The organism is Streptomyces sp. NBC_00203 (assembly GCF_045206325.1).
In the GTDB taxonomy this organism is placed as follows: Bacteria; Actinomycetota; Actinomycetes; order Streptomycetales; family Streptomycetaceae; genus Streptomyces; species Streptomyces lutosisoli.
In genome coordinates this window covers 4,636,125-4,657,914 of the sequence record NZ_CP108126.1, presented here as the reverse complement: position 1 = coordinate 4,657,914, position 21,790 = coordinate 4,636,125, and the positions used below count along the sequence as shown (strand labels likewise).

Here is a 21,790-nt window from a genome sequence, read left to right as displayed (position 1 = left end):
GCTGATCCAAAAGATTGCGCAGTTCCCCGCGCCCCTAAAAGGGGCGCGGGGAACTGCGCAATCTTTTAGGGGGGTCTGGGGGCGCAGCCCCCAGGGATGGGACGGGTAGGGGCGGCGGGGGCGAAAACCAGCCCCGACGACGTCACCTCACCGGAAACGCTACATCGCACACCGCGTCCTCCGGCCCCGCCGCATCCCAGTCCGCGAAGTAGATCTCACGGCAGGGACCGTCGTACGACAGCCCCTGTTCGGTGATCCACGCCTCGACGGCCTCGAAGGCGGCGAGGATCTGGGGGTGGGCGACCTGGGCCTTGGTGATGCGGGCGTAGGCGAGGCGCTGGGCGGGCTCGACACGGACCTGGATTCCCCGGGCCCGTGCCTGCCCCTCGGCCCAGGCCCGCGCGGCGTCCGCATCGGCGACCGGTACGCACGACTCGGCGGGCCCGTCGCTCTCGTTGCTGACCTCGGCGTAGTAGACGACGAAGGGGTCTCCGGCGATCCCCCCGGCCTCCCGGGCGCCCTCCTCCAGTCGCCCCAGCGCGGCCGGGATCCAGACCGGCAGCTCGTCCGCGAGCGTGTGCCGCTTCTCGGTCAGCACCACGCGCTCGGGCACCTCGACCGTCTCGATCACGAACTTCCCGTACATCTCCGAACTCCTCCCGGACAGCCGTCCACGGAGGTACTCGGCCAGCGTCCGCTGCGAGGCGAACCGCGCCTCGGTGTCCGCCCAGTACGCGTCGAGGAGGCCGGCGGCGGCGGAACCCTCCGCCGCCACCACCTCCGCGATCCGCGCGAGCGGCATGTCGAGCTGCCGCAGCAGCGCGACGAGCCGGGCGCGCTCGGCCTGGTCGGCGCGGTAGTAGCGGTAACCGCTGACCTCGTCGACGTGCGCCGGGGCCAGCAGCCCCAGCCGGTCGTACAGCCGCAGGGCCTTCGGCGAGAGCCGGGCCCGCGCGGCGAACGCACCGATCGTGAGCAGTTCCTGGTCCACGAGCACATCCTCCGTCACCGGGCTCCTTCCGCCCGGTGACATGGAGACTCGGCCTTGCCCCAGGGGCAAGGTCAACCGGCGAGCTGCTTCTCCACCGCCGCGACGACCTCGGCCGACTCCGGCTCGGTCTGCGGCGAGAAGCGGGCGACGACCGCGCCGTCCCGGCCGATCAGGAACTTCTCGAAGTTCCAGCGGATGTCCCCGCTGTGGCCCTCGGCGTCCTCGGTGCCGACCAGCCGCTCGTACAGCCCGTGCCGCGCGTCGCCGTTCACCTCGACCTTCTCGGTGAGCGGGAAGGTCACGCCGTACGTGGCGGAGCAGAACTCGGCGATCTCCTCGGAGGTGCCGGGCTCCTGCCCGAGGAACTGGTTGCAGGGCACGCCGAGGACGGTGAAGCCCTGGTCGGCGTAGCGCTCCTGGAGCCGCTCAAGGCCCGCATACTGCGGGGTCAGCCCGCACTTGGAGGCCACGTTCACGATGAGGACGGCCTTGCCGCGGTACTGACCGAGATCGGCCGAACCGCCCTTGAGTGCCCCGATTTCGACGTCAAGTACAGAATTCTCAGTAGTCATACAGCGATGCTAACCAGCGTGCACGGGCCGCTCGAAGAAGGTCTCCAGGACGACCGTCGCCTGCGTTCCGCTGACCCCGTCGATCGCGTACAGGCGGCGCAGTACGTCCTGGAGCTGCTCGGTCGTCGCGGTGCGCACCTTCACCAGCAGTGCGGCGCTGCCCGCGATGACGTGGGCCTCCTGGATCTCCGGTACGGCGGCGAAGGCGTCGGCCCGCTCGCCCATCCACATGTTCGAGTCGACGAGCACGAAGGCGAGGACCCCGCGGTCGAGCGCCGCGGGGTCGACGTCGACCGTCGTGGCCCGGATGACCCCCTGTTCACGCAGCTTGCGCACCCGCTCGTGCGCGGCACCCGCCGACAGGCCGACCGCCTTGCCCAGCACGGCGTAGGACTGGGTGGCGTCCTGCTGAAGCAGTGCGATCAGCCGACGGTCGATGTCGTCCACTCGTTTCATGGAAAGACCATATCTGGTTCGGTGACATGCGTGCTACGTTGAATGAGATCCCGATCAATGCTGCTGAGGGGAAACCATGTCCGGCCACATCGTCAAAGGCCTGTACGAGATCCTGGACGACCGCTTCCGCACCGGCCGCTGTGTCAACGGCGACAGCAGGCTGGAGGTGCTCCACTCCGGCTGCCGCTGGGCCGAGGGCCCGCTCTACGTGCCCGCCTGGCGTCAGCTGATCTGGAGCGACATCCCGAACGACCGCATCCTGCGCTGGGACGAGGCCACCGGCACGACCGGCCTTTTCCGCGCCCCGGCCGGTCACAGCAACGGCAACACCCTCGACCGTCAGGGCCGCCTGGTCACCTGCGAGCAGGGCAACCGCCGCGTCACCCGCACCGAGCCTGACGGCAGCGTCACCGTCCTCGCCGACCGCTACGACGGCAAGCGGCTCAACAGCCCGAACGACGCGGTCGTCCGCTCCGACGGCACGATCTGGTTCTCCGACCCGGACTTCGGCATCACCAGCGACTACGAGGGCCACCGCGCCGATTCCGAGATCGGCGCCCGCAACCTGTACCGGATCGACCCGGCGACCGGCGAGGTCACGCTCGCCGCCGACGGCTTCGACGGGCCCAACGGCGTCATCCTCTCGCCCGACGAGAAGCGGCTGTACGTCTCCGACTCCCGCGCCGCCCGCATCCACGTCTTCGACGTCCACGACGACGGCACCCTCACGAACGGCAAGGTCTTCGCCGAGGCCAAGGACGACGTCCACTTCGACAACATCCGCTTCGACGACGAGGGCCGCCTGTGGGCCGCCGCCCTGGCGGACGGCGTGCACTGCTACGCCCCCGACGGCGACCTCATCGGCCGGCTGCTCGTGCCCGAGACGGTCTCCAACATCGCGTTCGGCGGCCCGAAGAACAACCGCCTGTTCATCACGGCGTCCACGTCGCTGTACTCCCTGGTGATGTCGGTGACGGGAGCGCCGCGCGTCTGATCCTCATGCGCCTCACCTGCATTGCGCGCATCAGGCGCCTTGCGCGGCCCGCACCAGCACCTCACCGGCCGCCGTCCGCGAGTACAGCACCGACCGCCCCGCCCGCCGCCGCTCCACCAGCCGAGCGTCCAGCAGCACCTTCAGATGGCGTCCGACCGAGCCCAGCGCCTGCCCGGTCACGGCGACGAGCTGGCTTGTGGACATGGGGGAGTCGAGGAGGACGAGGACGCCGGCGCGGGCGGGGCCGAGGAGCGCGCCGAGGCTCTCCGGGACGGCCTCGCCGCCCACGTCGGTCAGGGCGCCCGCGCAGGGGTAGACGACGGCGTACCGGTGCGGCTCCTCCCAGCTCACCCACCCGGCCTTCGGCGTGACGGGCACGAAGAGGAGCTGGGCGCCGGAGATCTCGCGCGGCGGGTACTCGTGCAGGTTGACCTGGAGCCGGTTGTCGCCGAGCCACCGGGTGCCCGGCCGCAGCGCGTCCAGGGCCGCCGCCCAGCCGCCCTGACTGAGGTGTGCCGTCCGGGCGACCACGTCCGCCTCCAGGATGCGCCGCCGACGGTCCCAGTAGGGGCGTACGGATTCCTCCCATACGTAGGTGAGGAGACCGGCGGCGCGTTCGGGCAGGTCGTCGCGGTCCGCGAGGTCGGCGGGGAGCGGGCCGCGCGCGGAGCGGGTGAGGTGGGCGCGGGCGGCCTCCGGCTTCGCCTCGCGCACCCGGGCGACTTCGGCCTCGAAGGACTCGTCGCCGTACGGGGTCGGGGTCAGGAAGTCGGCGATCCAGTCCCGGCCGAGGCCGGACCGGATCAGCAGCTCGGTGACCGGATCGGTGGCCAGGCGCCTTTGGTACGAGGGCAGGTGGGCGTTCAGCCAGGTGCGCTCGCCGGGGTGGGTGGCGGTGCCCGCGTGCAGCAGTTTCAGGCTCGCGAAGGTCTCGGCGAGGGGGGAGAGGACGAAGCGGCTGTCGGCGAGGGTGTCGGCATTCACCTGCCACCAGCCCATCCGCCCGCCCTCCGTAAGCCCCTTGGTTTCGCGTCCGCGCGAAACAATAACGGCCGCCCGTCGCGTCCTCGCAGACTCCGCCCATGCGCAGCTACTCGGATCTCTTCCGCACGCGGGAGTTCACCCCGCTGTTCCTCTCCTCCTGTTTCAGGGCCGCCGCCTCGACGGTGAGCGGTCTGGCGCTCGCCACCCTCGTGTACCGGGCGACGGGCTCGCCGCTGCTCACCGCGCTGAGCATGTTCGGCCCGTCGCTGGCGCAGGTCGTCGGCGCGACGACCATGCTGTCGGCGGCGGACCGGCTGCCGCCGAGGGCGACCGTGGCGGGCATCGCGCTCGCGTTCGGGGCCGGTACGGCGGTGATGTCGATCCCCGGTATCCCGGTCTGGACGATCTTCGCCCTGCTCCTGCTTCTCGGACTGATCCAGTCCTTTGGCGGCGGAGTGCTGTGGGGCCTGCTGAACGAGATCCTCGCCAAAGACGCCAACAGCGCCAACAGCGGCAATGGCGGAGATGGCGGCAACAGCGGCTATTTGCTGGGGCGTTCGGTGTTCAACATGATGCATGGCATCGCGCAGATCACCGGGTACGGGGCGGGAGGCGTCCTGGTCGCGCTGCTGTCCCCTCGCGTCACGCTCCTCACGGCGGCCGCGCTGTACCTGGCCGCCGCGGTGGTCGCCCGCCTCGGCCTGACCCGCCGCGCCCCGCGCGCCTTGGGCCGTCCCTCGATCGCGACGACCTGGCGCACCAACGCCCGTCTGTTCTCCTCGCGCGAGCGCCGCACCCTCTACCTCCTCCTCTGGATCCCCAACGGCCTGATCGTCGGCTGCGAGTCGCTGTTCGTGTCGTACGCGCCGAGCCGGGCGGGCGCGCTGTTCGCCTTCGCGGCGTTCGGGATGTTCGTGGGGGACGTGACGACGGGCCGTCTTCTGCCGCCCCGGTTGCGGGCACGCCTCGGCATCCCGTTCCTGCTGCTGCTCGCGACGCCGTATCTGGTGTTCGTGCTCCGGCCGGGCGTGGCTGTCGCGGCGGCCGCCGTAGCGGTGGCTTCCATCGGCTTCGGTTCGAGTCTGATGCAGCAGGAACGTCTGGTGGCCCTGATCCCCGACGAACTGAGCGGCCACGCCCTCGGGTTGCACACGGCGGGGATGCTCACCATGCAGGGCGCGAGTGCGGCGCTGGCGGGAGGAGTGGCCCAACTGACCTCGCCCGGTACGGCGATGACGGTGATGGCGGTCGCCTCGATCGCCGTGACGCTGACGCTGGCGCCAACGGTGGGAGGTGTCCGCGCCAAGGGGGAGCCAAGCGAGAGTGAACTCTCCCTGAATTGAGCGGAGTTGGGCGACACGGGTCACAACCACCCCACGGTCGCCAGGGTCGAAGGAGGTGACCGAAAAGCGCACACGAGCGCGCAGAAACACACCAGGGCACACCAAGGGGTAACCATGTTCACTCGCCGCAGCCGCCGTACAGCAGCAGCCGCCGCCGCCTTGCCGAAGGCACTGGCGCTCGTCGCCGTGTGCGCCGCGGTCGCCGTCCCGACGGCGACGGCCCACGCCGCGACCGCCAAGAGCGCGTCGGCCAAGAGCGCGACGGCGAATGTCGTGGGCCAGAAGCTCTACTACACGGCGGCCGCGGGCCAGAAGAACAACCTGAGCATCACCTGGAAGCTCGGCGCGTTCGACCCGGGGTCCCAGCTCTCCGACTTCATCTACACCTTCGACGACTCCGTCACGATCGCCCTCGGCGACGGCTGTGTCCGCCCGGACGCCGACGACGACACCAAGGCGGTCTGCACGGTCACCGAGCCCAACACCTCGGCATCCGACCTCGACTCCCTGATCGTCGACCTCGGCGACGGCGACGACACCGCGACGACCGGCGACACCAGTGGCGGGTACACGAGGATCTACGGCGGCACGGGCAACGACACCCTGACCGGCCACGGCGTGGACGTCCTCTACGGGCAGGGCGGCAACGACCACCTCGCCGGCGGGGGCGGGGTCTACGACGAGGGCGCGTACGGCGGCGCGGGCAACGACACGCTCGTGAAGTGCCACGCCGAGTGCCACGGCGGTACGGGCAACGACAGCCTGTCGGGCACGAGTTCCGGCAACGCCCTCTTCGGCGACGACGGCAAGGACAAGCTGTACGGCAACGCGGGCGGCGACCTCCTCCAGGGGGGCCGCGGCAACGACTCCCTGTACGGCGGCACGGGCAACGACAAGCTGTACGGCAACAGCGGCGACGACCTGCTGCACGGGGGCGCGGGGACCGACTCCCTGTCGGGCGGCCCGGGCACCGACAGGGTGTACCAGTACTGAGGCGGCCGCCCGCCGGTTTCTTTCGCCCCCGCCGCCCCTACCCGTCCCATCCGTTCCTGGGGGCTGCGCCCCCAGACCCCCGCTAAAAGATTGCGCAGTTCCCCGCGCCCCTTTTAGGGGCGCGGGGAACTGCGCAATCTTTTGGACCAGCCCCCACCCACCCGCACTGGCCCGCCGTTGACACTCTCCGTGTCCGCCCGATAACTTCACGGCGTCGTCGCCACACCAGGAGCACGAGGCTCCATTGGGACTAGCGACGCGAAGGACACTCTCCAGTTGACTACTGCAACTGTTTCCGAGAGCCGGCACGTCACTCCCAGGCCAACGATCTCCGGCCTCTTCAGAGTTCAGCCTTACACCCCCCACTGCCAGGTCATCCACGCGGCGGGCGACCACGCCGTGATCGGTGTCTCGCCGGGCAACAGCTACTTCTCGGCCCGCCGGATCAACGACCTGGCCCGCTGGGGGATCGAGCACTTCGACCGGGTCGACTTCGTCTATACGGACCTCCATGTGGCGGACATGTACGAGGCGTTGGGCTACCCAGCCGACGACGCCCGCCGCAAGGCGGTCAAGAACCTCCGGGGCGTACGCGCCAAGGTGACCGCCGCCGCCGAGGAGTTCGGCGCCGAGGGGCTCGCCGCGTACGCGATGTCCGACTTCGTGGACAACCCGGCGTACCGGCGGATCCACGACCACATCCGCGAACTCCTCGACACCGACGGGGAGTTCCGCAGGACCTGCGACACCCTCGTGGACGCGTTCCTCTCCTCGAAGGTCCTCGACGGACGGGAGGGCACCGCGCGGCAGCGCGAGGTCTGCCTTCAGTACGTCTGCGCCGAGGCCCCGCTGTTCCTGGACACCCCGGCCATCCTGGGCGTCCCGTCCTCCCTCAACTGCTACCACCAGCTCCTGCCGATGGCCGAGCTCCTCTACGCGCGTGGTTCGGGCCTGCGCGCGTCCCGAAACCAGGGCCACGCGATCATCACCCCCGCCGGCACGGAAGGAGCCACCGATGGCGACCGCTGAGACGCTGATCGACTTCCCGTTCTCGTGGCGGGGTGACCAACTTCCTTCCGAGGTCGAGGAGTTGCGGTCATCGGCCCCGGTGCGCCGGGTGCGGACCATCGCGGGCGACGAGGCCTGGCTGGTCTCCTCGTACGACCTGTGCAAGCAGGTCCTGGAGGACGACCGCTTCAGCCTGAAGGACACCTCGGCGCCCGGCGTGCCACGCCAGTACGCCCTGACGATCCCGCCCGAGGTCGTCAACAACATGGGCAACATCACGGGTGCCGGGCTGCGCAAGGCCGTCCTCAAGGCGCTCAACCCGAAGAGCGAGGGCCTGACGGACTGGATGCGGTCGTACGCCGCCGAGCTGGTCGACGGCCTGCTGGCCGAGGGTGCCCCCGCGGATCTGCGCGGCGGCTTCACGGACCCGTACTCGGCGGCCATGCACTGCCACATCCTCGGCATCCCGCAGACGGACGCGCCCCGGCTGATGCGCAGCCTGGACATCGCGTTCATGAACTCCGCCTGCCCGGTCACGGGCGCCAAGCTGAACTGGGACCGGGACATCGCGTACATGACCGCCCGCCTGGACGACCCGTCGGCGACGGGCCTGATGTCCGAGCTGGCGGCCCTGCGCGAGGACCCTGAGTACGCCCACCTGACCGACGAGATGCTCGCGACGGTGGGGGTGACGATGTTCGGCGCGGGCGTCATATCGACCTCGGGCTTCCTGGCGATGGCGCTCGTGTCGCTCCTCCAACGCCCGGAGCTGGGAAGGGAATTGACCGCGAACCCCGCTCGCATCCCGGCCGCCGTGGACGAACTCCTGCGCGTCAACCTCTCCATCGGCGACGGTCTGCCCCGCCTGGCCCTGGAGGACGTACGGCTGGGCGAGGTGGAGGTCCGCAAGGGCGAACTGGTCCTGGTGCTGGTCGAGGGCGCCAACTTCGACCCGGCGCAGTTCCCGGACCCGTACCGCTTCGACCTCACCCGCGACAACAGCACCGCGCACCTCTCCTTCGGCGGCGGCCGCCACTACTGCCCGGCGACGGCCCTGGGGAAGCGGCACGCGGAGATCGCGCTGGAGGTGCTGCTGGAGCGGATGCCCGACATCCAACTGGCGGTTCCTATCGAGCAGTTGGTCTGGCGGACGGGCTTCATGAAGCGCATCCCGGAGAGACTCCCGGTGATGTGGTGATCGAGCGTGTGATGTCCGGCCGCTAGCGGTCCAGACAGGCGAGGACCGCGAGGACCGCGAGGACGCGCCGGTTGTCGGTGCCGGACGGCGGAAGGCCCAACTCGGTGAGGATGTCGCCGATGTGCTTGGCGACGGCCTTCTCCGAGATGAACAGGCCTTCCGCCGTCCCGGTGTTGGAGCGGCTCTGGGCGAGCCGGCCGAGGACCTCGCGCCCGCGCCCGGCAGGACGCTCGTGAACTTCGGTCGCTCGTAAGGGCGTTCCGTACACCTTGGCCGCATGGCTGGACGACAGCGGCCTGTTCCGTCCCGGGCGTTCCCGGGACACGATGTGCGCATGCGCCGCAGACAGCCCCTGACACCGACACAGGCACCGACACCGACACAGGCACCGGCCCCATCGCGCGAGACCGAGCGCTGGACCTCCGCACCGGATCCGCTCCTTGCCCTGGCCCTGGACGACCTGGCCTTCTACGAGCAGGTGCGCGACTCGGCCCGACGGTGGTACCGCCTGTCCGAGCTGGGAGCCCTGACCACGTCCTCGTGCACGGTGGTGGCGGCGGGCCTGGGCGCACCGGCGTGGCTGACGGCCCTCATAGCCGGGGGAGCCCTGTTCTTCACGGGCTTCCGCCAGGTGTTCGGCCACGGCCCCCGCTACGTCCTGGCGGCCCAGTCCCGTGAGGCACTGCGCAGAGCCATCAACCGATACCAGCTGCTCCCCGACTCGGCCCGCGACGAAGAGGCCCGCCAGACCCTCCTCGCCGCCGTCGAGAACGTAGGAGCCGAGGAACTCCGCCAGTGGTCCGACCAGCGCCAGCGCGCGACTACGGGGGGCAGCTCACCGAGCTGACCGGGTCCGGGCGAGAGGCACCTCGGAGCCCGGATCGCTACAACCCCAGGGGCCCTCCAGGGGTCCAGGACATGACCGGGTGGCCAACGGTGGCCCGGTCGCCGTCCCGACCCCTGACCGACCCTGACGAGGAGACCAACCGTGCGTCAGCACCTCCGCCCCTCGGCAGACCTCGTGGCCGCTGCCGCGATCGCCGCCGTCGTCCCCGTGGCCGTCGCCCCGTGGCGCACGCCGAGGAGGGCACGCCCGAGCTGGTGATCTCGACGCTGCCGAGTGCCACTCCCCAGCCCGGAGAGACGTACGACCAGTCCGTCACCCTCACCAACAAGGGCACGGCGGCGGACGGCGTCACCTTCCGTATCCGCCTGACCCGTGGCCTCGACTTCCCCGAGACCGTCGAGGGCTGCACCTATTCGACCATCGAGGACCAGGTGAGGCAGGCGCTGTGTGAACTCGACACGGTCATCGAACCCGGCGCCTCCGTCACCACGCCCGTACGGTTCAAGGCGCTGCCCAAGGCGCTGATGGAGGCCGTCGAGTACGGCACGGGGCCCACCGGTGAGACCCCCGACGAGGGGTACAGCGACAGCTACAAGCGCCTGGCCCTGACCGCGGACAGCTCGGCGGACCTCGTGGCCGTCGGTGACCGGGCCGAGGCGGCTCCCGGCAGCACCGTGACGGTCAAGGCGACGCTGCGCAACGACGGCCCCGGCTGGATCCAGAACCAGGAGAGCGACGACCAGACGGCACTCATGGTGCAGATCCCGCCCGGCACCGTCGCCACCGAAGTGCCCAAGGACTGCGAGCCGTTCGGGATCGACGGCCCGACCGGCCCGTCGGAACCGGGCAAGGCCCGCTACGTCTGCTCGCCCGCCGACCACACCATCGAGGTCGGCCAGGAGCTCACCTACTCCTTCACGCTCAAGCTCAAGGACACCGTGCAGGACACCAAGGGCGAGGTGAGGGCGACCTCCGTCTACGACATCCACCCGGCGTTCGACAAGAACGCGGCCAACGACACGGCCGCCCCTCACCATCGACGTACCCGGCGAGGCCGGCTCGGGAGGCACCACCACCGGCGGCGGCTCGGCAACCGGCGGCTCCGACACGGGCGGCGACGACAACGACCCCCAGCCGCAGTCCGCCGGCGGCACGGGCACGACGGGCTCCACCTCGGCCGGCACCTCGACCGGCGGCTCCACGGGCGGTTCCAGCAGCTCCACCGGCAGCTCCACGGGCGGCAACCTGGCGAGCACGGGCTCGAACGGCACCCCGCTCCTCACCGCCGCCGCAGCCGTCGCCGCGGCACTCGGCGCCCTCCTGATCCTGGCCGTACGCCGGCGCGCGGGCACCAAGTCCTCCTGACGGCCGGCCATCACGTCACGGCGGGCGCGTCCAGCAACTTGCTGGACGCGCCCGCCGTGGCATGAGGACTACTTCGTGCCCGGTCGCCGGCGGCCGGGGGCGGAGTTGCCGCGAACGCTTGGTTCCTGGGCTGACAAGTAGAGGGTGTGACCGTGTGGCGCGGTCGCGGAAGGGGCCTCATGAAACAGGAATCGGAACGGCAACCGGAGTCGGACGGCGAGGTGCCGGACGAGGGTGATCTGCACGAGGGCGATCTGTTAGCCCGCTCGGCGCGCGACCCGGCGGCGTTCGAAGCGCTGGTCGCCCGCCATTCGGTGGCGCTCCACGGATATCTGGTGCGCCGGGCGCCCGCCGTGGCCGACGATCTGCTCTCCGAGGTCTGGCTCCAGGCCTACGCGAGCCGCCGGACCTTCGACAGCGCCCGCGGCACCGTCCGCACCTGGCTGTTCGGCGTGGCCAGAAACGTCCTGGCCGCGCACTGGCGGCACACCGCACGGGAGCGACCAGAGGCGGAGCCGGAACTGTCCGGGCGTGGGGCGGCGGAGACCGACCCGTGGCACGCGGTGGACCAGCGGCTCGACGCCGCCGCGCTCGCCCCGCTGGTACGCCGCACTCTGGCCGGGCTCCCGCACGTGGAGCGAGAGCTGATGCTGCTGGTCGCCTGGGAGCAGCTCACCCCGACCGAGGCCGCCGCCGTGCTCGGAATACCCGCGGGCACGGCGCGCTCCCGGCTGCACCGGGCCCGCAACCGCCTGCGCGAGGCACTCGAACCCGGCCCCGGACAGGACTCACGCATCGCCCTGTCCGCCTCACCTTCCTCACCTTCCTCATCTTCGTCATCTCCCTCGTCTTCCTCACCCTCTTCGTCTTTCTCACCCTCTTCGCCCTCCTCACTCTCCTTACCTTCCACGCCCTCCCGCGTACTCCGTTCGACAGGAGACTTGGCATGAACGAGCACGAGGTTCTCGACTTCCCCGGCGTGGACGCCCTGATCGCCGCCGGTGAAGTCGCCCCGCCCGACGCCGCGGTGGTCGATGCCGCACTGGCCGCGGTGCGTCTTGCTGCCGTCGCCGACAGCGCGGACGCGCGCCTGGACGCCGGTCGGCCCCGTCGGCGGTTCGGCCGGACGCGCCGCAGCCGCATCCTGCTCTCCGCCGCCGTCGCGGCCGTCGTCGCCGGCGCGGTCGCCGTTCCGACGATCCCCTTCGGCGGGACGCGGCCCGCGGCCAGTGCGGACGCGGCGTCCTTCCTTCACGAGGTCGCGAGCACCGCCGCTGACGCGCGCACCAGCGATGCCCCCTACTGGAAAGTGCGCCGGAAGATGATCACCGGCGAGAACAGCGCGGCCACGGGCTGGGGATCGCCCGTGAAGGTGGTCGGGGCCCGGAGCGGCGCTGCCACGAGCACGGTCTGGTTCAGCCGGTCGGGAATGATCAGCCGGGCCTGGAACGGGCAGTACGCGATGACTCCGGCGGGGAAGGAGCCCAACGCGCAGATGTCATGGCAGGTCGCCGGCCGGCAGGTCACGTGGGACGACCTCCGCAAGCTGCCGACCGAACCACGCGCCCTCAAGGCGTATCTCTACAGCGGCACCCCGGACACGCCCGAGCAGGAGGCGGTCTTCAACGGCATCGTCACCCTGCTCACCGCCCCGGTGAGCCCCGAACTGCGTTCAGCGCTCTACGACGTACTCGCCGGACTTCCCTATCTCCGCCTCGTCGGTTCCGTGCACGACAGCGCCGGGCGAGCCGGGGTGGCCATCGAATACGACCTCGACGACGTGCGCAGCCGCGTCGTCATCGACCCGGAGACCGCTCTGCCGCTGGAGGAGAAGACCACCGCTCTCGGCGGCACCCACAACGGTGACCTCATCAGCGCCGTGACGTATCTGTCGCTGCGGTCGGTCCGGGACGCCCCCAAGGCCACGTCCTGGGACAACATCCCGCCCGACTCCGACGATCCTCTCCGCAAGCTGGTTTCCAAGGGGAAGAAGTGAGGCCGGCCGGCCAGCGCTATGGCTTCGTCGAACGGGGCTGGGTGTCCGGGATCCGTGAGGTGAAGAACATCGCGAGGAGAGCGGCGAAGGCGAGGATGGCGAGTGCGGCGCGCAGACCGTCGATCCTGGCGTCGGCGTTCGCGTCGAGTGCCGCTTGAGTCACCTCGGTGCTCGTGCCCGCTTCGTCGAGGGCGGACTCGAGCTGAGCGTCCGACAAGAACGGTACGCCGCTTTGGAGTTCGACAGTCGCCTGGTTCTTGACCTCGGCCGGGATCGCCGGATTCTCGTCCACGCTGGTGAGGAAGGAGGTCGTCAGCGCGGCGATCATGATGGACCCGGCGAGTGCCGTACCGATGGAGGCGCCGAGGTTGGTGACGGCGTTCTGGACGCCGCCGACTTCCGCGCTCTGTGCTTCAGGCACCGCGGACACGGTGACCGACCCGAGCTGGGACGCCAGCGCGCCCATGCCGAGCCCGATCAACAGAAGGGGGATGGTGACGATTTCCGCACCGGCGTCCACGTCGAGCGCGGCCATCAGCGCCACCGCGCCCGCGAGCAACGCGAGGATCCCGAGCCGCACCACCCGCCGCGGCGAGACGTCCGGGAAGAAGCGGGGGACCAGGACGGCGGCCGCCATCAGCGTCACGGAGAGCGGCAGGATGCGGGCGCCGGTCATGAGCGCGGACAGGCCCAGGGCCACCGACAGATAGAGCGGTACGACGAAGAACACGCCCATCTGAACGAGGTACTGGAAGAAGAACATCGTCAGTCCGCCGCTGAGCTGCTTGTTGTGCAGCATGGCCGGGTCGATGAGTGGTTCCTTGCGCCGCTTCACCATGTGGGTCTCCCAGCTGAGGAAGAGCCAGACCAGAAGCAGACCGGCCAGCATGAGCCACACGACCAGCGAGACCCCGAGCCACGAGGGCGCGTCGGGCTTCGGCTGGAACCAGCCCCATTCGTCCGAGCGGAGTACGCCGTAGACGAAGATCCCGAGCCCCAGCGCGGACAGCACGGTGCCGACGAGATCGATGCGCGGGCGTTCGCCGACCGGCGCGTCAGCGATGCGGCGGGCGAGCACCAGGATGCCGAACACCATCACGACCTCACCGGCGAAGACCCACCGCCAGGAGAAGTACGTCGTCGCGACACCCCCGATGAGCGGCCCGACCGCGATCGCCACGGCCCCTGCGGCCGTGACGAGACCGTAGGCGGCGGGACGGCGTTCGATGGCGAAGTTGCTCGCCACGAGCGCCACGATCGCGGGCAGGATGAGTGCCGCCCCGATGCCCTCCAGGAACGACCAGCCGAGCAGCAGCACGGGCAGGTTCGGCGCGAGTGCCGTGGTGAGGGAGCCGCAGCCGTAGATGAAGCAGCCGATCATGAACGCGCGTTTGCGGCCGATCAGCGCCCCTACCTTGCCGCCGGGGATCATGAACATCGCCATGACGAGGGTGTAGGCCGTGATGGCGCCTTGGATCCCCGTCACCGTCGTACCCACGTCTTCGGCCACCGTCGCGATCGAGACGTTCATGACCGAGCTGTCGAGCGCCATCAGGAACTGTCCGGCCGCGAGCGCCACCAGGACGATGCGCGCCGTTGCCGAACTCTCAGCAGTGCCTGTCCTGGGTGCCATGGGCGAATGGTCCCAGCGGCTTCGTGGGATGGATCCGCGACCCGCCATGGAGATCAACTGATTGGCGGACGTGAGGTGGGTGGAGCGATTCCGGGCGGGAGGGGGCAAGTGGCCACCACCTGCCCCGATGGGCGGTGACGTCGGTGATCCAGGTGGCCGAGATGCCTGCCGGATCAGAGTGTGGAACGGTGTAGGGAGGCCGGGAACAGGGCCCGGACGGCGCGGGCGCCCCCCGGGCCGCGCCGTCCAGGAGGTGGCATGGCAGCGACCAGGTCAGCAGGAGCCCCTCGGAGTATCAGCCGCAGACGAATCGTCGACCGGGCCCGTTGGACATCATCGAGGCCGAGTCGGGCGACCGCCTGCGGGAGTTCGTGCCCATCCGCTACGGCCGGACGCGGTCTCTCCCTTCCGCTTCTCCGCACTGGCCGGGTCTTCGCCGAAGTCGCCTGACACGGCGTCGGCACCACGCGACAGGGAGAACCATCGATGACCGAGAACAGGACCCCTGAAGAGAACCTGGGTGCGCTCGCCGCGGGCGACGCGCCAGTGTTCGAGACCCTGGTCCACATGACGACCGACTCGTTCGAGCGGTCGGGTCTGGACGAGGAGACCTATCTGCTCCTGCGTATCGCCGCGCTCGTGGCGATGGACGCCGCACCCGCCTCCTACCTCCTCAATGTCGGAGCGGCCGGTGCGATCGGCGTCCCGCTGGAGAAGGTGCAGGGAGCACTTGTCGCGGTCGCGCCCGTGGTGGGCAGCGCCCGGATCGTGTCGGCAGCGGGTCATATCGCGGAGGCGTTCCAGGCGGCCTGACGCGGCGCTGGTAGGTGTCGGCAAGGGGGCAGGAAATGTCTGTCGCGTCGCGAGGCGCGACCAAGGCAGGAGGACAACGATGAGCAAGAACCTGATCCTGGCGTACGACTACCCACTCCTGGGCGCGTTCTGGACCATGCTGTGGATCTTCATGTGGGTCCTGTGGCTGTTCCTGCTGTTCCGCGTCATCGGCGACATCTTCCGGGACGACTCGATGGGTGGCTGGGGGAAGACCGGCTGGCTCTTCTTCGTGATCCTCCTGCCGTTCCTCGGCATCTTCGTGTACCTGATCGCCCGGGGACGCGACATGGGCAAGCGCGAGCAGGAGCATGCCAAGGCGCAGAGGGCATCGTTCGACTCCTACATCAAGGAAACCGCCGGAGGTACGGGCCACGCGGACGAGCTGGCGAAGCTCTCCGACCTCAAGAACAAGGGCGCGATCACCGAGGAGGAGTTCCAGCAGGCCAAGCAGAAGGTCCTTGCGGCCTGATCCACACGTACGGGCGCCGGGAACGGTCTTCGCCCCGCTGCCGTTGCTGATCGCGCAGGAACTCCGGTGGCGCGGCGGCAGCGTGGGCGAAGACACCGGGAGCAGCTCAATTCGCGAAAGACGACAGGTTGACGGCCCCCTGACCAGGCCGAGCGGTCAGCGGGCCGTTGTGCGACGTGGTGCCCGTTCGCCACCGTGGTTGAACCCGACCACCACCAACGAGCAACACGAGGCGACCACCACCATGACCCACGCCCGCCCCACGGCCCGGTGGTACTAGGTGTCATCGTCCCAGTTCTGATCAGCCACGTCGCGTCGCCCCTCTCCCCGCGCACTGTACGGAGCGGCCGACGGAGCGCATCAGGTGCGGGCACCTTCGGCGCCCCTGTGACAATGCCGCGATGGCGACGCTGGTCGTGGGGAGGCGAAGGAAACGCCGTGGTGCTTCGTGGGGTGCTCGCACTGATCGTGGGCGGCGCTTTCGTCGTGGTGGCCGGCGGCTACCGCGGCGTGGACGTGTGGGTGTGGGATTGGGCGGACGTAGTGTTCAGGCGGCGGACCCGGTACGGAACGCCCTGGTGGAGCCTTACCACCACGCGGATCCAATTCGGCATCGCGGGAGTCGTCTTCCTGGCGGCCGGGGCACACACCCTGGTGTGCTGACAGCAGCGGCCGTCTCCGGCGGCCGAGTCAGCCGAACATGAAAGGGACCCCCGGCCCATCCGGACCGGGGGTCTTTCCGCGGGTGGGGCCAATGGGATTTGAGCCTGTGGCCTCATCCTTATCAGGTCGATCACGGCACCAATGGTGGTGCCTCCAAGTGCTGCCTCTTTCGCGCGTGCGGGGCACCTCGGCGTCCCCTGCGACAAGGACGCGAGGATGACGCTTGTCGTGGGGGGCAGGGGAAGGAAACGGCGTGGTTCTTCGTGGGGTGCTCGCACTGATCGCGGGTAGCGCTCTCATCGGGGTGGCCTGCGGCTACCGCGGCGTGGACGTGTGGGTATGGGACCGGGCAGACGTGGTCTTCGCGCCGCGTTACAGGACCCGATGGGGGACGCCCTGGAAGAGCCCTGAACGCATGAGACTGCAGTTCGGGGTCGCAGGAGTCGTGCTTTTGGTCCTGGGGCTGGGGTCTGTGGTGGGCTGGTGACAGCACCGACCCACCCAGCCACGGCGGGGTTTCCCCCCTCTGCCCGCATGCACGCAGCGCGCCCAGAGGCGGCGCGCGCCGATCTCGTACTGGCGGCACACCGCATCGTCAGTACGCGGATGCTCAACGGCGGCCAGGTCTGCCTCTGCCCTGACTATGTCTTCGTGCCCCGGCAGTACGCGAAGGACTTCACCGCAGCCCTCCAAGCCGGACTCGCCCGACTCTTCCCGAGCTACACGGACACCGACGTGGCACGGCACCGGAAACGGCAAAGGGCCAGCCTGGGAGGAAACCCCTCCTGAGCTGGCCCTTCTGTCTGTGCCCCCGGCAGGATTCGAACCTGCGACATCCGCTTTAGGAGTTCGATCCGAGCCCGATCCGGCTGCTGCTGTCGACTGATGCGACGGCCGGACAGAGGCGCTGGTGTACGTCTCCGTCCGGCGCCGGTGATTGCAGCGGTGGATGTCAGAATCACCCGCACGGGATCTATACAGCCTGAGCTGACCTGGCCGTTTGAAGGTGAGGTCTTCCCCGAAGGCCTGCTCGCGATCATCCAAAGGACCGTCTCGGCAGGGGACTTCCCTGAGCATGCTTGCTCTGATCTATACCTCGCACAGCGCAGCAACCACTGCTGGCGGTGGGCTGGTACATCCGGATGAATCTCACCTGAGGCGCGATCCAGATTTTTCGGAGTTCGGCGGTCTGAGGATGTCGAGAACGTGCCACCGGCTCCGTCCCAGGGACATCAGCGGCCACCACCGGCCGCACGAGGAAGAAGGAGAAACCGGCATGGCGATTCAGCGGATGGACAACGTCGGCATCGTCGTCGAGGACATGGATGCCGCCATCGCGTTCTTCGTGGAACTCGGTATGGAGCTGGAGGGCAGGGCGGAGGTCGAGGGCCCCGTCGCCGACCAGTGCACCGGACTCGACGGCGTCCACTGTGACATCGCGATGGTCCGGACCCCAGACGGTCACAGCCGGCTCGAGCTGGCGAAGTACCGCAGCCCCGCGGTGATCAGCGCCGGGCCGCGCAACCGGCCGCACAACATTCTGGGCACGCACCGCGTCATGTTCGCCGTCGACGACCTCAAGGACACCGTTGCCCGCCTGCGCCCTCACGGCGCCGAACTCGTCGGCGAGATCGCCCGGTTCGAGGACAGCTATCTGCTCTGCTACCTCCGCGGCCCGGAGGGCATCATCGTCGGACTGGCCGAGCAACTGCGCTGAGAAGGAGGAACCCGTCCGCTCACGCACCGCTCACGCAAACGGCCCCGGACGAGGAGTCCGAGGCCGAACAGAGCGCCTCCCTGGGGAGGAAACCCTAGGTCAGCGGCGTAATGCGCTGTGCCCCCGGCAGGATTCGAACCTGCGACACCCGCTTTAGGAGTTTTCCCCGGACAAGGCTGTGACCTGTGGAAACGCCGACTGCTGGGTGTCTGGCCTGGGACAACTCCCCTCCGTAGTTCTCAACTTCCGACGGGGGATACGCCGCATGCCCGGCTGGTCACCGTTCGGCTTGCAGCCCCGGGAACAGGGTGCGAGTGCGGTGGAGGTCGGGAGCAATGAAGACCCCGTCGGCCGTGACGAGGTTCGCGTCAGGGTCTGTCTGGGTGGTGATCGACCCGCTCACGAAGATCTTGCGGTCGTCCGTGCCGGTGACGCGGGCGAGGATCCGCAGGGGCGTTTCCAGTGGGACCGGGCGGTGGTAGCGCATCTGAAGGGAGACGGTCAGGCCGGGCGTTCCGGCTGCTGCGCAGGCGCGGCCCATGAGTTCGTCCAGGAGCATGGCGCTCATGCCGCCGTGGCCGTAGCCGGGCGGCCCTTCGTGGGCGATGCCGAGCGTGCAGTGACCCACCAGGCCGTCGGCGGTGGGCGTCACCTGTACGGGCGGGGCCAGCGGGCTCCCGGCCCCGGTCACAGGGCTGTAGATACGTGTCCCTGTGGGGAACTCGTCCACCTCGGGGATCTCCGCCCGCGACCGCCGTCGGCCCGTCAGCTGGCTGGTGATGGCGCGGACGCCGTCCGCCACACGGTGGAGGGTGTCCGGGGAGGCGGCGGTGCGGACGGTGGCTTCCACCAGGGCGCGCAGTTCGTGGCCGAGGCGGGTGATGGCCGCCTTCTGGTCTTCCAGTTCCTCTTCCTCGGCTGTCGCTCGCGTGGGGTCGGTGGCAGTGCCAGTGGGCGGCGGGTCGGTGAGGGAAGTGTGCATCGGGTTTCTCGGTGGGGTGGGCTGGTGGGGTGCGGGCCGAGTGCGGTCTTCAGCCATCTGCCCGGACGAAGACGGGCTTGAGGTGCTTCTCCGGCAGCGCGGTCGGCAGGTCCTCCCAGTCGATGACGTGGGAGACGACTTTCTCGGGGGTGACCTTGCCGGAGGCGGCGAGTTCGAGGGCGTCGGGGATGTGGGCACGGACGTTGTCGCGGGCGATGCGCAGGGTGACGCCGTTGAGGTACATGTCGAGCAGTGGCAGTTCACCGGGACGGAAATGGTTGCCCGCCGACTCGCAAATCCCTTCTGGAGTCAGGGATTTGACGGCCAGCGCGAGCTGGTCAACGCGTCCGGTGGCCTCGACGGCGATGTCGTAGCCCTGGGGGATCGGGTCCAGGGTCTCGGCGGTGGCGGCCCCGAACGCGCGGGCCAGGGTGCGGTGTTCGGGGTCGGGGTCGACGTAGAGCACGTCGGAGGCGCCGAGCGCGCGGGCTATGTCGCACACGTACAGGCCGATGCTGCCGCGGGCGACGACCAGGACGCGTGCTCCGGGGCGGGCCTTGAGGTGGGGAGCGACCAGACGCCAGGCCAGGGACCAGTTGTCGCTGGCCGAGGCCATCGCGACCGGGTCGAGGCCGGCCGGTAGCGGGACGAGCATGGCGTCGGCGTAGGGCACGCGGACCAGGTCGGAGAAGAGTCCGCCCCAACTGCCGCCGATCGGTGCGCCGTACATCGCCATGTAGGGGACGGCGGTGCAGTGCGCGGTCAGCCCGGCCCGGCAGCGCTCGCAGATGCCGCAGTTGATGGACCAGGGGACGACGACGAGGTCGCCGGGGGCTACGGCGGTGACGGCGTCGCCGGTCTCGACGACCCGGGCGACGCACTCGTGGCCGAGGGCGAAGGGCGGGTCGATGAAGCCGTGACCGGCGAGGATGGAGGAGTCGACGTCGCAGGAGGTGGCGGCCACCGGGGCGACGATCGCCTCCCCGTCGGACTGGAGTTTCGGGTCGGGTGCCTCGCGCCACTCGACGGTGCGCTTGGCGACATAGGTCAGTTCACGCATCGGCGCGCTGTCCCTTCGCCAGTGCCACCAGGTCGGCGTAGCGGATCACGGAGCCGCCCGCGCCCCAGGTGCCCTCGGGCTGTTCGTGCACCAGCACCCACACCCGCAGGGCGTCGTCCGGGCCGAGGCCGGCCGCGGCCAGGACGGTCTTAGTCGCCTCCTCGACCAGGCCGGCCTTACGGCGCTCGGACAAGGCCCCCTGCGGGACGGTGACGTCCACCAGGAAGCGCGGCGCGTCGTCCTCGGCGGTGATCTGGGCGCCTTCCGGCAGTTCGGTGAGGTAGCTCCATGCCTGGGCGCGGAAGAACGGCGTGTCGGGTGCGCCCTCCCAGCGCAGCAGCACCGCGGCGAGGTCGCGCTGGATGCTCTGGCGGCCTTGTTCGGTCAGGGCGGCGGCCGGGGCCGTGAGCCGGATCATCGGCATGGCATACCTCTCCTTGTTTCGTTCGTCTTCGTTCGGGTCGACGACACAGGTCTATGACAGTCGTTATAAGTGGCGGTCACGTTAGACTATGACGGCTGTTATAGCCAGTGGGGCCAGAAGGGATCTTGTACGTGACCAAGTCCAGCCCGGCGGCGCGCGAACGGATCGTGGCCGGCGCGGCCGACATGATCAGTCGGCGCGGTCTGAACGCGACGAGCATCCGCGAGATGGCCAAGCACGCCAGGGCGCCGCTCGGCTCGACGTACCACTACTTCCCCGAAGGCAAACAGCAGTTGGCCTCCGAGGCCGTCCGCTACACGGGCGAGTGGGTCGCGCGCCGTCTGCGCAAGGAGTTGGAGGTCGGGCCGGTCGCCGGGCTGCAGGCGTTCCTCGCCCTGTGGCGCAAGATCGTCGTCGACAGTGACTTCCGGGCGGGCTGCCCGGTTCTCGCCGTCTCCATCGAGGAGCCGCCCACTGACGAGATGCCGGCCGCCCTGCTCGCCGCGGCTGACGTCTTCGGCACCTGGGAAAGCCTGCTGGCCAACTCGCTGCGCGAGCACGGCGCCGAGCGCGAGCAGGCGGCCCAGCTCGCCACCCTCGTCGTCGCGGCCGTCGAGGGGACCGTGGCCATGTGCCGCGCCAAGCGCAGCGCTCAGCCCTTGGACCACGCCGCGGAGCAGTTGCAGGCGCTCATCCTCGCCGCGATCAAGGATTGACCGTGCAGGGGGGCTTGATGCATGCCCGGAAGTGCGTCGCAGTCGACGTCAGGTACCCAGTGCGGCGCGGACGGCCTTGACCCTCTCCTCCGTGAACACCCCGCTCTCAAGAAGCGGCAGGATCGACAGCACACCCCCGGACGAGCCCCAGCTGCCCTCGTCGATCACGCGGAAGTTGACCCACCACGTCGGTGACGGCTTCTCCAGTCCGCAGGCCGCCGCCAGTGCGGCCAGGACGCGCTCGATGACCTGGGCTCGTACGTCCGACTGCCAGGCGGCGTCCATGACCGCGATGTCGATCACCATCGCGTCGAGTTCCTGACCGGCGTCCGAAAGCAGCCGTCCGCCGATCGCCATCATGTCCCGCTCGCGTTCGACGAAGTGCACCTGGAACCCGGCGCGGGCGGCCGGAGCCGGTTGCCCCACCTCGGGCACCAGCACCGCGTCCGTCAGCGTCTCGGCCAGCTCGCGGCGCTGCTCCAGGTCCAGGCGTCCCTTGGGGGCGTTCACGGTAATGATCGTCACGGCATCCTCCTATGACAGTC

At 69.7% G+C, this 21,790-nt stretch carries 25 protein-coding genes; 15 read left to right on the top strand and 10 right to left on the bottom strand.

Annotated features, from left to right (window positions below; genetic code table 11):
- Positions 1 to 142: 142 nt before the first annotated feature.
- From OG975_RS20825 to OG975_RS20815, 3 genes are read right to left on the bottom strand one after another with little or no spacing between them, the layout of a single operon-like run.
- On the bottom strand, positions 143 to 1,009 hold the full coding sequence (locus OG975_RS20825; RefSeq protein ID WP_406330809.1) for a MerR family transcriptional regulator: 867 nt from the start codon (positions 1,007 to 1,009) through the stop codon (positions 143 to 145).
- Between the two features lie 53 nt (positions 1,010 to 1,062).
- Positions 1,063 to 1,563: a glutathione peroxidase gene (locus OG975_RS20820; protein WP_330305295.1), complete on the bottom strand. Its 501-nt coding sequence runs from the start codon at positions 1,561 to 1,563 to the stop codon at positions 1,063 to 1,065.
- A gap of 9 nt (positions 1,564 to 1,572) precedes the next feature.
- Positions 1,573 to 2,010: an Lrp/AsnC family transcriptional regulator gene (locus OG975_RS20815; protein WP_406336377.1), complete on the bottom strand. Its 438-nt coding sequence runs from the start codon at positions 2,008 to 2,010 to the stop codon at positions 1,573 to 1,575.
- 85 nt (positions 2,011 to 2,095) lie between these two features.
- Between OG975_RS20815 and OG975_RS20810 the strand changes: the two genes are divergently transcribed.
- Complete coding sequence (locus OG975_RS20810) at positions 2,096 to 3,013, top strand: SMP-30/gluconolactonase/LRE family protein (protein ID WP_406330808.1); 918 nt, start codon at positions 2,096 to 2,098, stop codon at positions 3,011 to 3,013.
- A 30-nt stretch (positions 3,014 to 3,043) separates the two neighbouring features.
- Here OG975_RS20810 and OG975_RS20805 read toward each other — a convergent pair whose 3' ends face one another.
- Positions 3,044 to 4,012: an ArsR/SmtB family transcription factor gene (locus OG975_RS20805; protein ID WP_406330806.1), complete on the bottom strand. Its 969-nt coding sequence runs from the start codon at positions 4,010 to 4,012 to the stop codon at positions 3,044 to 3,046.
- Positions 4,013 to 4,095: 83 nt separating this feature from the next.
- Here OG975_RS20805 and OG975_RS20800 point away from each other — a divergent pair, with 83 nt between their 5' ends.
- The 4 genes from OG975_RS20800 (at position 4,096) to OG975_RS20785 (ending at position 8,539) form a co-directional block, all read left to right on the top strand.
- Positions 4,096 to 5,340, top strand: a complete 1,245-nt coding sequence (locus tag OG975_RS20800) for an MFS transporter (protein ID WP_406330804.1) — start codon at positions 4,096 to 4,098, stop codon at positions 5,338 to 5,340.
- A gap of 114 nt (positions 5,341 to 5,454) precedes the next feature.
- On the top strand, positions 5,455 to 6,333 hold the full coding sequence (locus OG975_RS20795; protein ID WP_406330802.1) for a calcium-binding protein: 879 nt from the start codon (positions 5,455 to 5,457) through the stop codon (positions 6,331 to 6,333).
- 276 nt (positions 6,334 to 6,609) lie between these two features.
- A complete protein-coding gene (locus OG975_RS20790) occupies positions 6,610 to 7,362 on the top strand; it encodes a tRNA-dependent cyclodipeptide synthase (RefSeq protein ID WP_406330801.1) in 753 nt (250 codons plus the stop codon).
- Entirely contained in the window at positions 7,349 to 8,539 is a 1,191-nt protein-coding gene (locus OG975_RS20785) for a cytochrome P450 (protein WP_406330800.1), read from the top strand. Before OG975_RS20790 ends, OG975_RS20785 begins: the two co-directional genes overlap by 14 nt.
- A 22-nt stretch (positions 8,540 to 8,561) precedes the next feature.
- Here OG975_RS20785 and OG975_RS20780 read toward each other — a convergent pair whose 3' ends face one another.
- Positions 8,562 to 8,864, bottom strand: a complete 303-nt coding sequence (locus OG975_RS20780) for a LuxR C-terminal-related transcriptional regulator (protein ID WP_406330799.1) — start codon at positions 8,862 to 8,864, stop codon at positions 8,562 to 8,564.
- 9 nt (positions 8,865 to 8,873) lie between these two features.
- On the opposite strand from OG975_RS20780, the gene OG975_RS20775 reads away from it, so the two are divergent.
- The 4 genes from OG975_RS20775 to OG975_RS20760 all read left to right on the top strand — a co-directional run bounded on the left by OG975_RS20775 (position 8,874) and on the right by OG975_RS20760 (position 12,747).
- Positions 8,874 to 9,386 carry an SLATT domain-containing protein gene (locus OG975_RS20775; RefSeq protein WP_406330798.1) on the top strand — a complete coding sequence of 171 codons (513 nt, stop codon included), beginning with the start codon at positions 8,874 to 8,876 and terminating at the stop codon, positions 9,384 to 9,386.
- A 1,035-nt stretch (positions 9,387 to 10,421) separates the two neighbouring features.
- Positions 10,422 to 10,751, top strand: coding sequence for an LPXTG cell wall anchor domain-containing protein (locus tag OG975_RS20770; protein WP_406336375.1), 330 nt, complete (start codon positions 10,422 to 10,424; stop codon positions 10,749 to 10,751).
- A 179-nt stretch (positions 10,752 to 10,930) separates the two neighbouring features.
- Positions 10,931 to 11,701: an RNA polymerase sigma factor gene (locus OG975_RS20765; protein WP_406330797.1), complete on the top strand. Its 771-nt coding sequence runs from the start codon at positions 10,931 to 10,933 to the stop codon at positions 11,699 to 11,701.
- Entirely contained in the window at positions 11,698 to 12,747 is a 1,050-nt protein-coding gene (locus OG975_RS20760; protein WP_406330796.1) for a CU044_5270 family protein, read from the top strand. Before OG975_RS20765 ends, OG975_RS20760 begins: the two co-directional genes overlap by 4 nt.
- A 16-nt stretch (positions 12,748 to 12,763) precedes the next feature.
- Here the strand turns inward: OG975_RS20760 and OG975_RS20755 are convergent, their stop codons facing one another.
- Positions 12,764 to 14,380: an MFS transporter gene (locus tag OG975_RS20755; RefSeq protein ID WP_406330795.1), complete on the bottom strand. Its 1,617-nt coding sequence runs from the start codon at positions 14,378 to 14,380 to the stop codon at positions 12,764 to 12,766.
- Between the two features lie 486 nt (positions 14,381 to 14,866).
- Between OG975_RS20755 and OG975_RS20750 the strand changes: the two genes are divergently transcribed.
- From OG975_RS20750 to OG975_RS20730, 5 genes are all read left to right on the top strand, one after another.
- Positions 14,867 to 15,193: a carboxymuconolactone decarboxylase family protein gene (locus tag OG975_RS20750; protein WP_406330794.1), complete on the top strand. Its 327-nt coding sequence runs from the start codon at positions 14,867 to 14,869 to the stop codon at positions 15,191 to 15,193.
- 79 nt (positions 15,194 to 15,272) lie between these two features.
- Positions 15,273 to 15,683: an SHOCT domain-containing protein gene (locus tag OG975_RS20745; RefSeq protein ID WP_406330792.1), complete on the top strand. Its 411-nt coding sequence runs from the start codon at positions 15,273 to 15,275 to the stop codon at positions 15,681 to 15,683.
- A gap of 438 nt (positions 15,684 to 16,121) precedes the next feature.
- Positions 16,122 to 16,346 carry a hypothetical protein gene (locus tag OG975_RS20740; RefSeq protein ID WP_406330790.1) on the top strand — a complete coding sequence of 75 codons (225 nt, stop codon included), beginning with the start codon at positions 16,122 to 16,124 and terminating at the stop codon, positions 16,344 to 16,346.
- Positions 16,347 to 16,880: 534 nt separating this feature from the next.
- Complete coding sequence (locus tag OG975_RS20735) at positions 16,881 to 17,135, top strand: aldehyde dehydrogenase family protein (RefSeq protein WP_406330789.1); 255 nt, start codon at positions 16,881 to 16,883, stop codon at positions 17,133 to 17,135.
- 487 nt (positions 17,136 to 17,622) lie between these two features.
- On the top strand, positions 17,623 to 18,063 hold the full coding sequence (locus tag OG975_RS20730; protein ID WP_406330788.1) for a VOC family protein: 441 nt from the start codon (positions 17,623 to 17,625) through the stop codon (positions 18,061 to 18,063).
- Positions 18,064 to 18,340: 277 nt separating this feature from the next.
- Here OG975_RS20730 and OG975_RS20725 read toward each other — a convergent pair whose 3' ends face one another.
- From OG975_RS20725 to OG975_RS20715, 3 genes are read right to left on the bottom strand one after another with little or no spacing between them, the layout of a single operon-like run.
- Positions 18,341 to 19,045: a PaaI family thioesterase gene (locus tag OG975_RS20725; RefSeq protein ID WP_406330786.1), complete on the bottom strand. Its 705-nt coding sequence runs from the start codon at positions 19,043 to 19,045 to the stop codon at positions 18,341 to 18,343.
- A gap of 49 nt (positions 19,046 to 19,094) precedes the next feature.
- Positions 19,095 to 20,105, bottom strand: coding sequence for a zinc-binding dehydrogenase (locus OG975_RS20720; RefSeq protein WP_406330785.1), 1,011 nt, complete (start codon positions 20,103 to 20,105; stop codon positions 19,095 to 19,097).
- Positions 20,098 to 20,529: a 4-oxalocrotonate tautomerase family protein gene (locus tag OG975_RS20715; protein WP_406330784.1), complete on the bottom strand. Its 432-nt coding sequence runs from the start codon at positions 20,527 to 20,529 to the stop codon at positions 20,098 to 20,100. Before OG975_RS20715 ends, OG975_RS20720 begins: the two co-directional genes overlap by 8 nt.
- Positions 20,530 to 20,660: 131 nt before the next feature.
- Here OG975_RS20715 and OG975_RS20710 point away from each other — a divergent pair, with 131 nt between their 5' ends.
- Positions 20,661 to 21,245 carry a TetR/AcrR family transcriptional regulator gene (locus OG975_RS20710; protein WP_406330783.1) on the top strand — a complete coding sequence of 195 codons (585 nt, stop codon included), beginning with the start codon at positions 20,661 to 20,663 and terminating at the stop codon, positions 21,243 to 21,245.
- A gap of 48 nt (positions 21,246 to 21,293) precedes the next feature.
- On the opposite strand, the gene OG975_RS20705 is transcribed toward OG975_RS20710, so the two are convergent.
- Positions 21,294 to 21,770 (bottom strand): 4-oxalocrotonate tautomerase family protein, encoded by a 477-nt coding sequence (locus OG975_RS20705; protein ID WP_406330782.1) that lies wholly within the window; start codon positions 21,768 to 21,770, stop codon positions 21,294 to 21,296.
- Positions 21,771 to 21,790 lie beyond the last annotated feature (20 nt).

Bases quoted from the DNA above. Each gene is read 5' to 3' on its own strand.
- OG975_RS20800 (WP_406330804.1), top strand. From the start codon at position 4,096: ATGCGCAGCTACTCGGATCTCTTCCGCACGCGGGAGTTCACCCCGCTG.
- OG975_RS20775 (WP_406330798.1), top strand. From the start codon at position 8,874: ATGCGCCGCAGACAGCCCCTGACACCGACACAGGCACCGACACCGACA.
- OG975_RS20795 (WP_406330802.1), top strand. From the start codon at position 5,455: ATGTTCACTCGCCGCAGCCGCCGTACAGCAGCAGCCGCCGCCGCCTTG.
- OG975_RS20735 (WP_406330789.1), top strand. From the start codon at position 16,881: ATGCACGCAGCGCGCCCAGAGGCGGCGCGCGCCGATCTCGTACTGGCG.
- OG975_RS20810 (WP_406330808.1), top strand. From the start codon at position 2,096: ATGTCCGGCCACATCGTCAAAGGCCTGTACGAGATCCTGGACGACCGC.
- OG975_RS20755 (WP_406330795.1), bottom strand. From the start codon at position 14,380: ATGGCACCCAGGACAGGCACTGCTGAGAGTTCGGCAACGGCGCGCATC.
- OG975_RS20745 (WP_406330792.1), top strand. From the start codon at position 15,273: ATGAGCAAGAACCTGATCCTGGCGTACGACTACCCACTCCTGGGCGCG.
- OG975_RS20765 (WP_406330797.1), top strand. From the start codon at position 10,931: ATGAAACAGGAATCGGAACGGCAACCGGAGTCGGACGGCGAGGTGCCG.
- OG975_RS20720 (WP_406330785.1), bottom strand. From the start codon at position 20,105: ATGCGTGAACTGACCTATGTCGCCAAGCGCACCGTCGAGTGGCGCGAG.
- OG975_RS20820 (WP_330305295.1), bottom strand. From the start codon at position 1,563: ATGACTACTGAGAATTCTGTACTTGACGTCGAAATCGGGGCACTCAAG.
- OG975_RS20805 (WP_406330806.1), bottom strand. From the start codon at position 4,012: ATGGGCTGGTGGCAGGTGAATGCCGACACCCTCGCCGACAGCCGCTTC.
- OG975_RS20750 (WP_406330794.1), top strand. From the start codon at position 14,867: ATGACCGAGAACAGGACCCCTGAAGAGAACCTGGGTGCGCTCGCCGCG.
- OG975_RS20715 (WP_406330784.1), bottom strand. From the start codon at position 20,529: ATGCCGATGATCCGGCTCACGGCCCCGGCCGCCGCCCTGACCGAACAA.
- OG975_RS20760 (WP_406330796.1), top strand. From the start codon at position 11,698: ATGAACGAGCACGAGGTTCTCGACTTCCCCGGCGTGGACGCCCTGATC.
- OG975_RS20725 (WP_406330786.1), bottom strand. From the start codon at position 19,045: ATGCACACTTCCCTCACCGACCCGCCGCCCACTGGCACTGCCACCGAC.
- OG975_RS20730 (WP_406330788.1), top strand. From the start codon at position 17,623: ATGGCGATTCAGCGGATGGACAACGTCGGCATCGTCGTCGAGGACATG.
- OG975_RS20785 (WP_406330800.1), top strand. From the start codon at position 7,349: ATGGCGACCGCTGAGACGCTGATCGACTTCCCGTTCTCGTGGCGGGGT.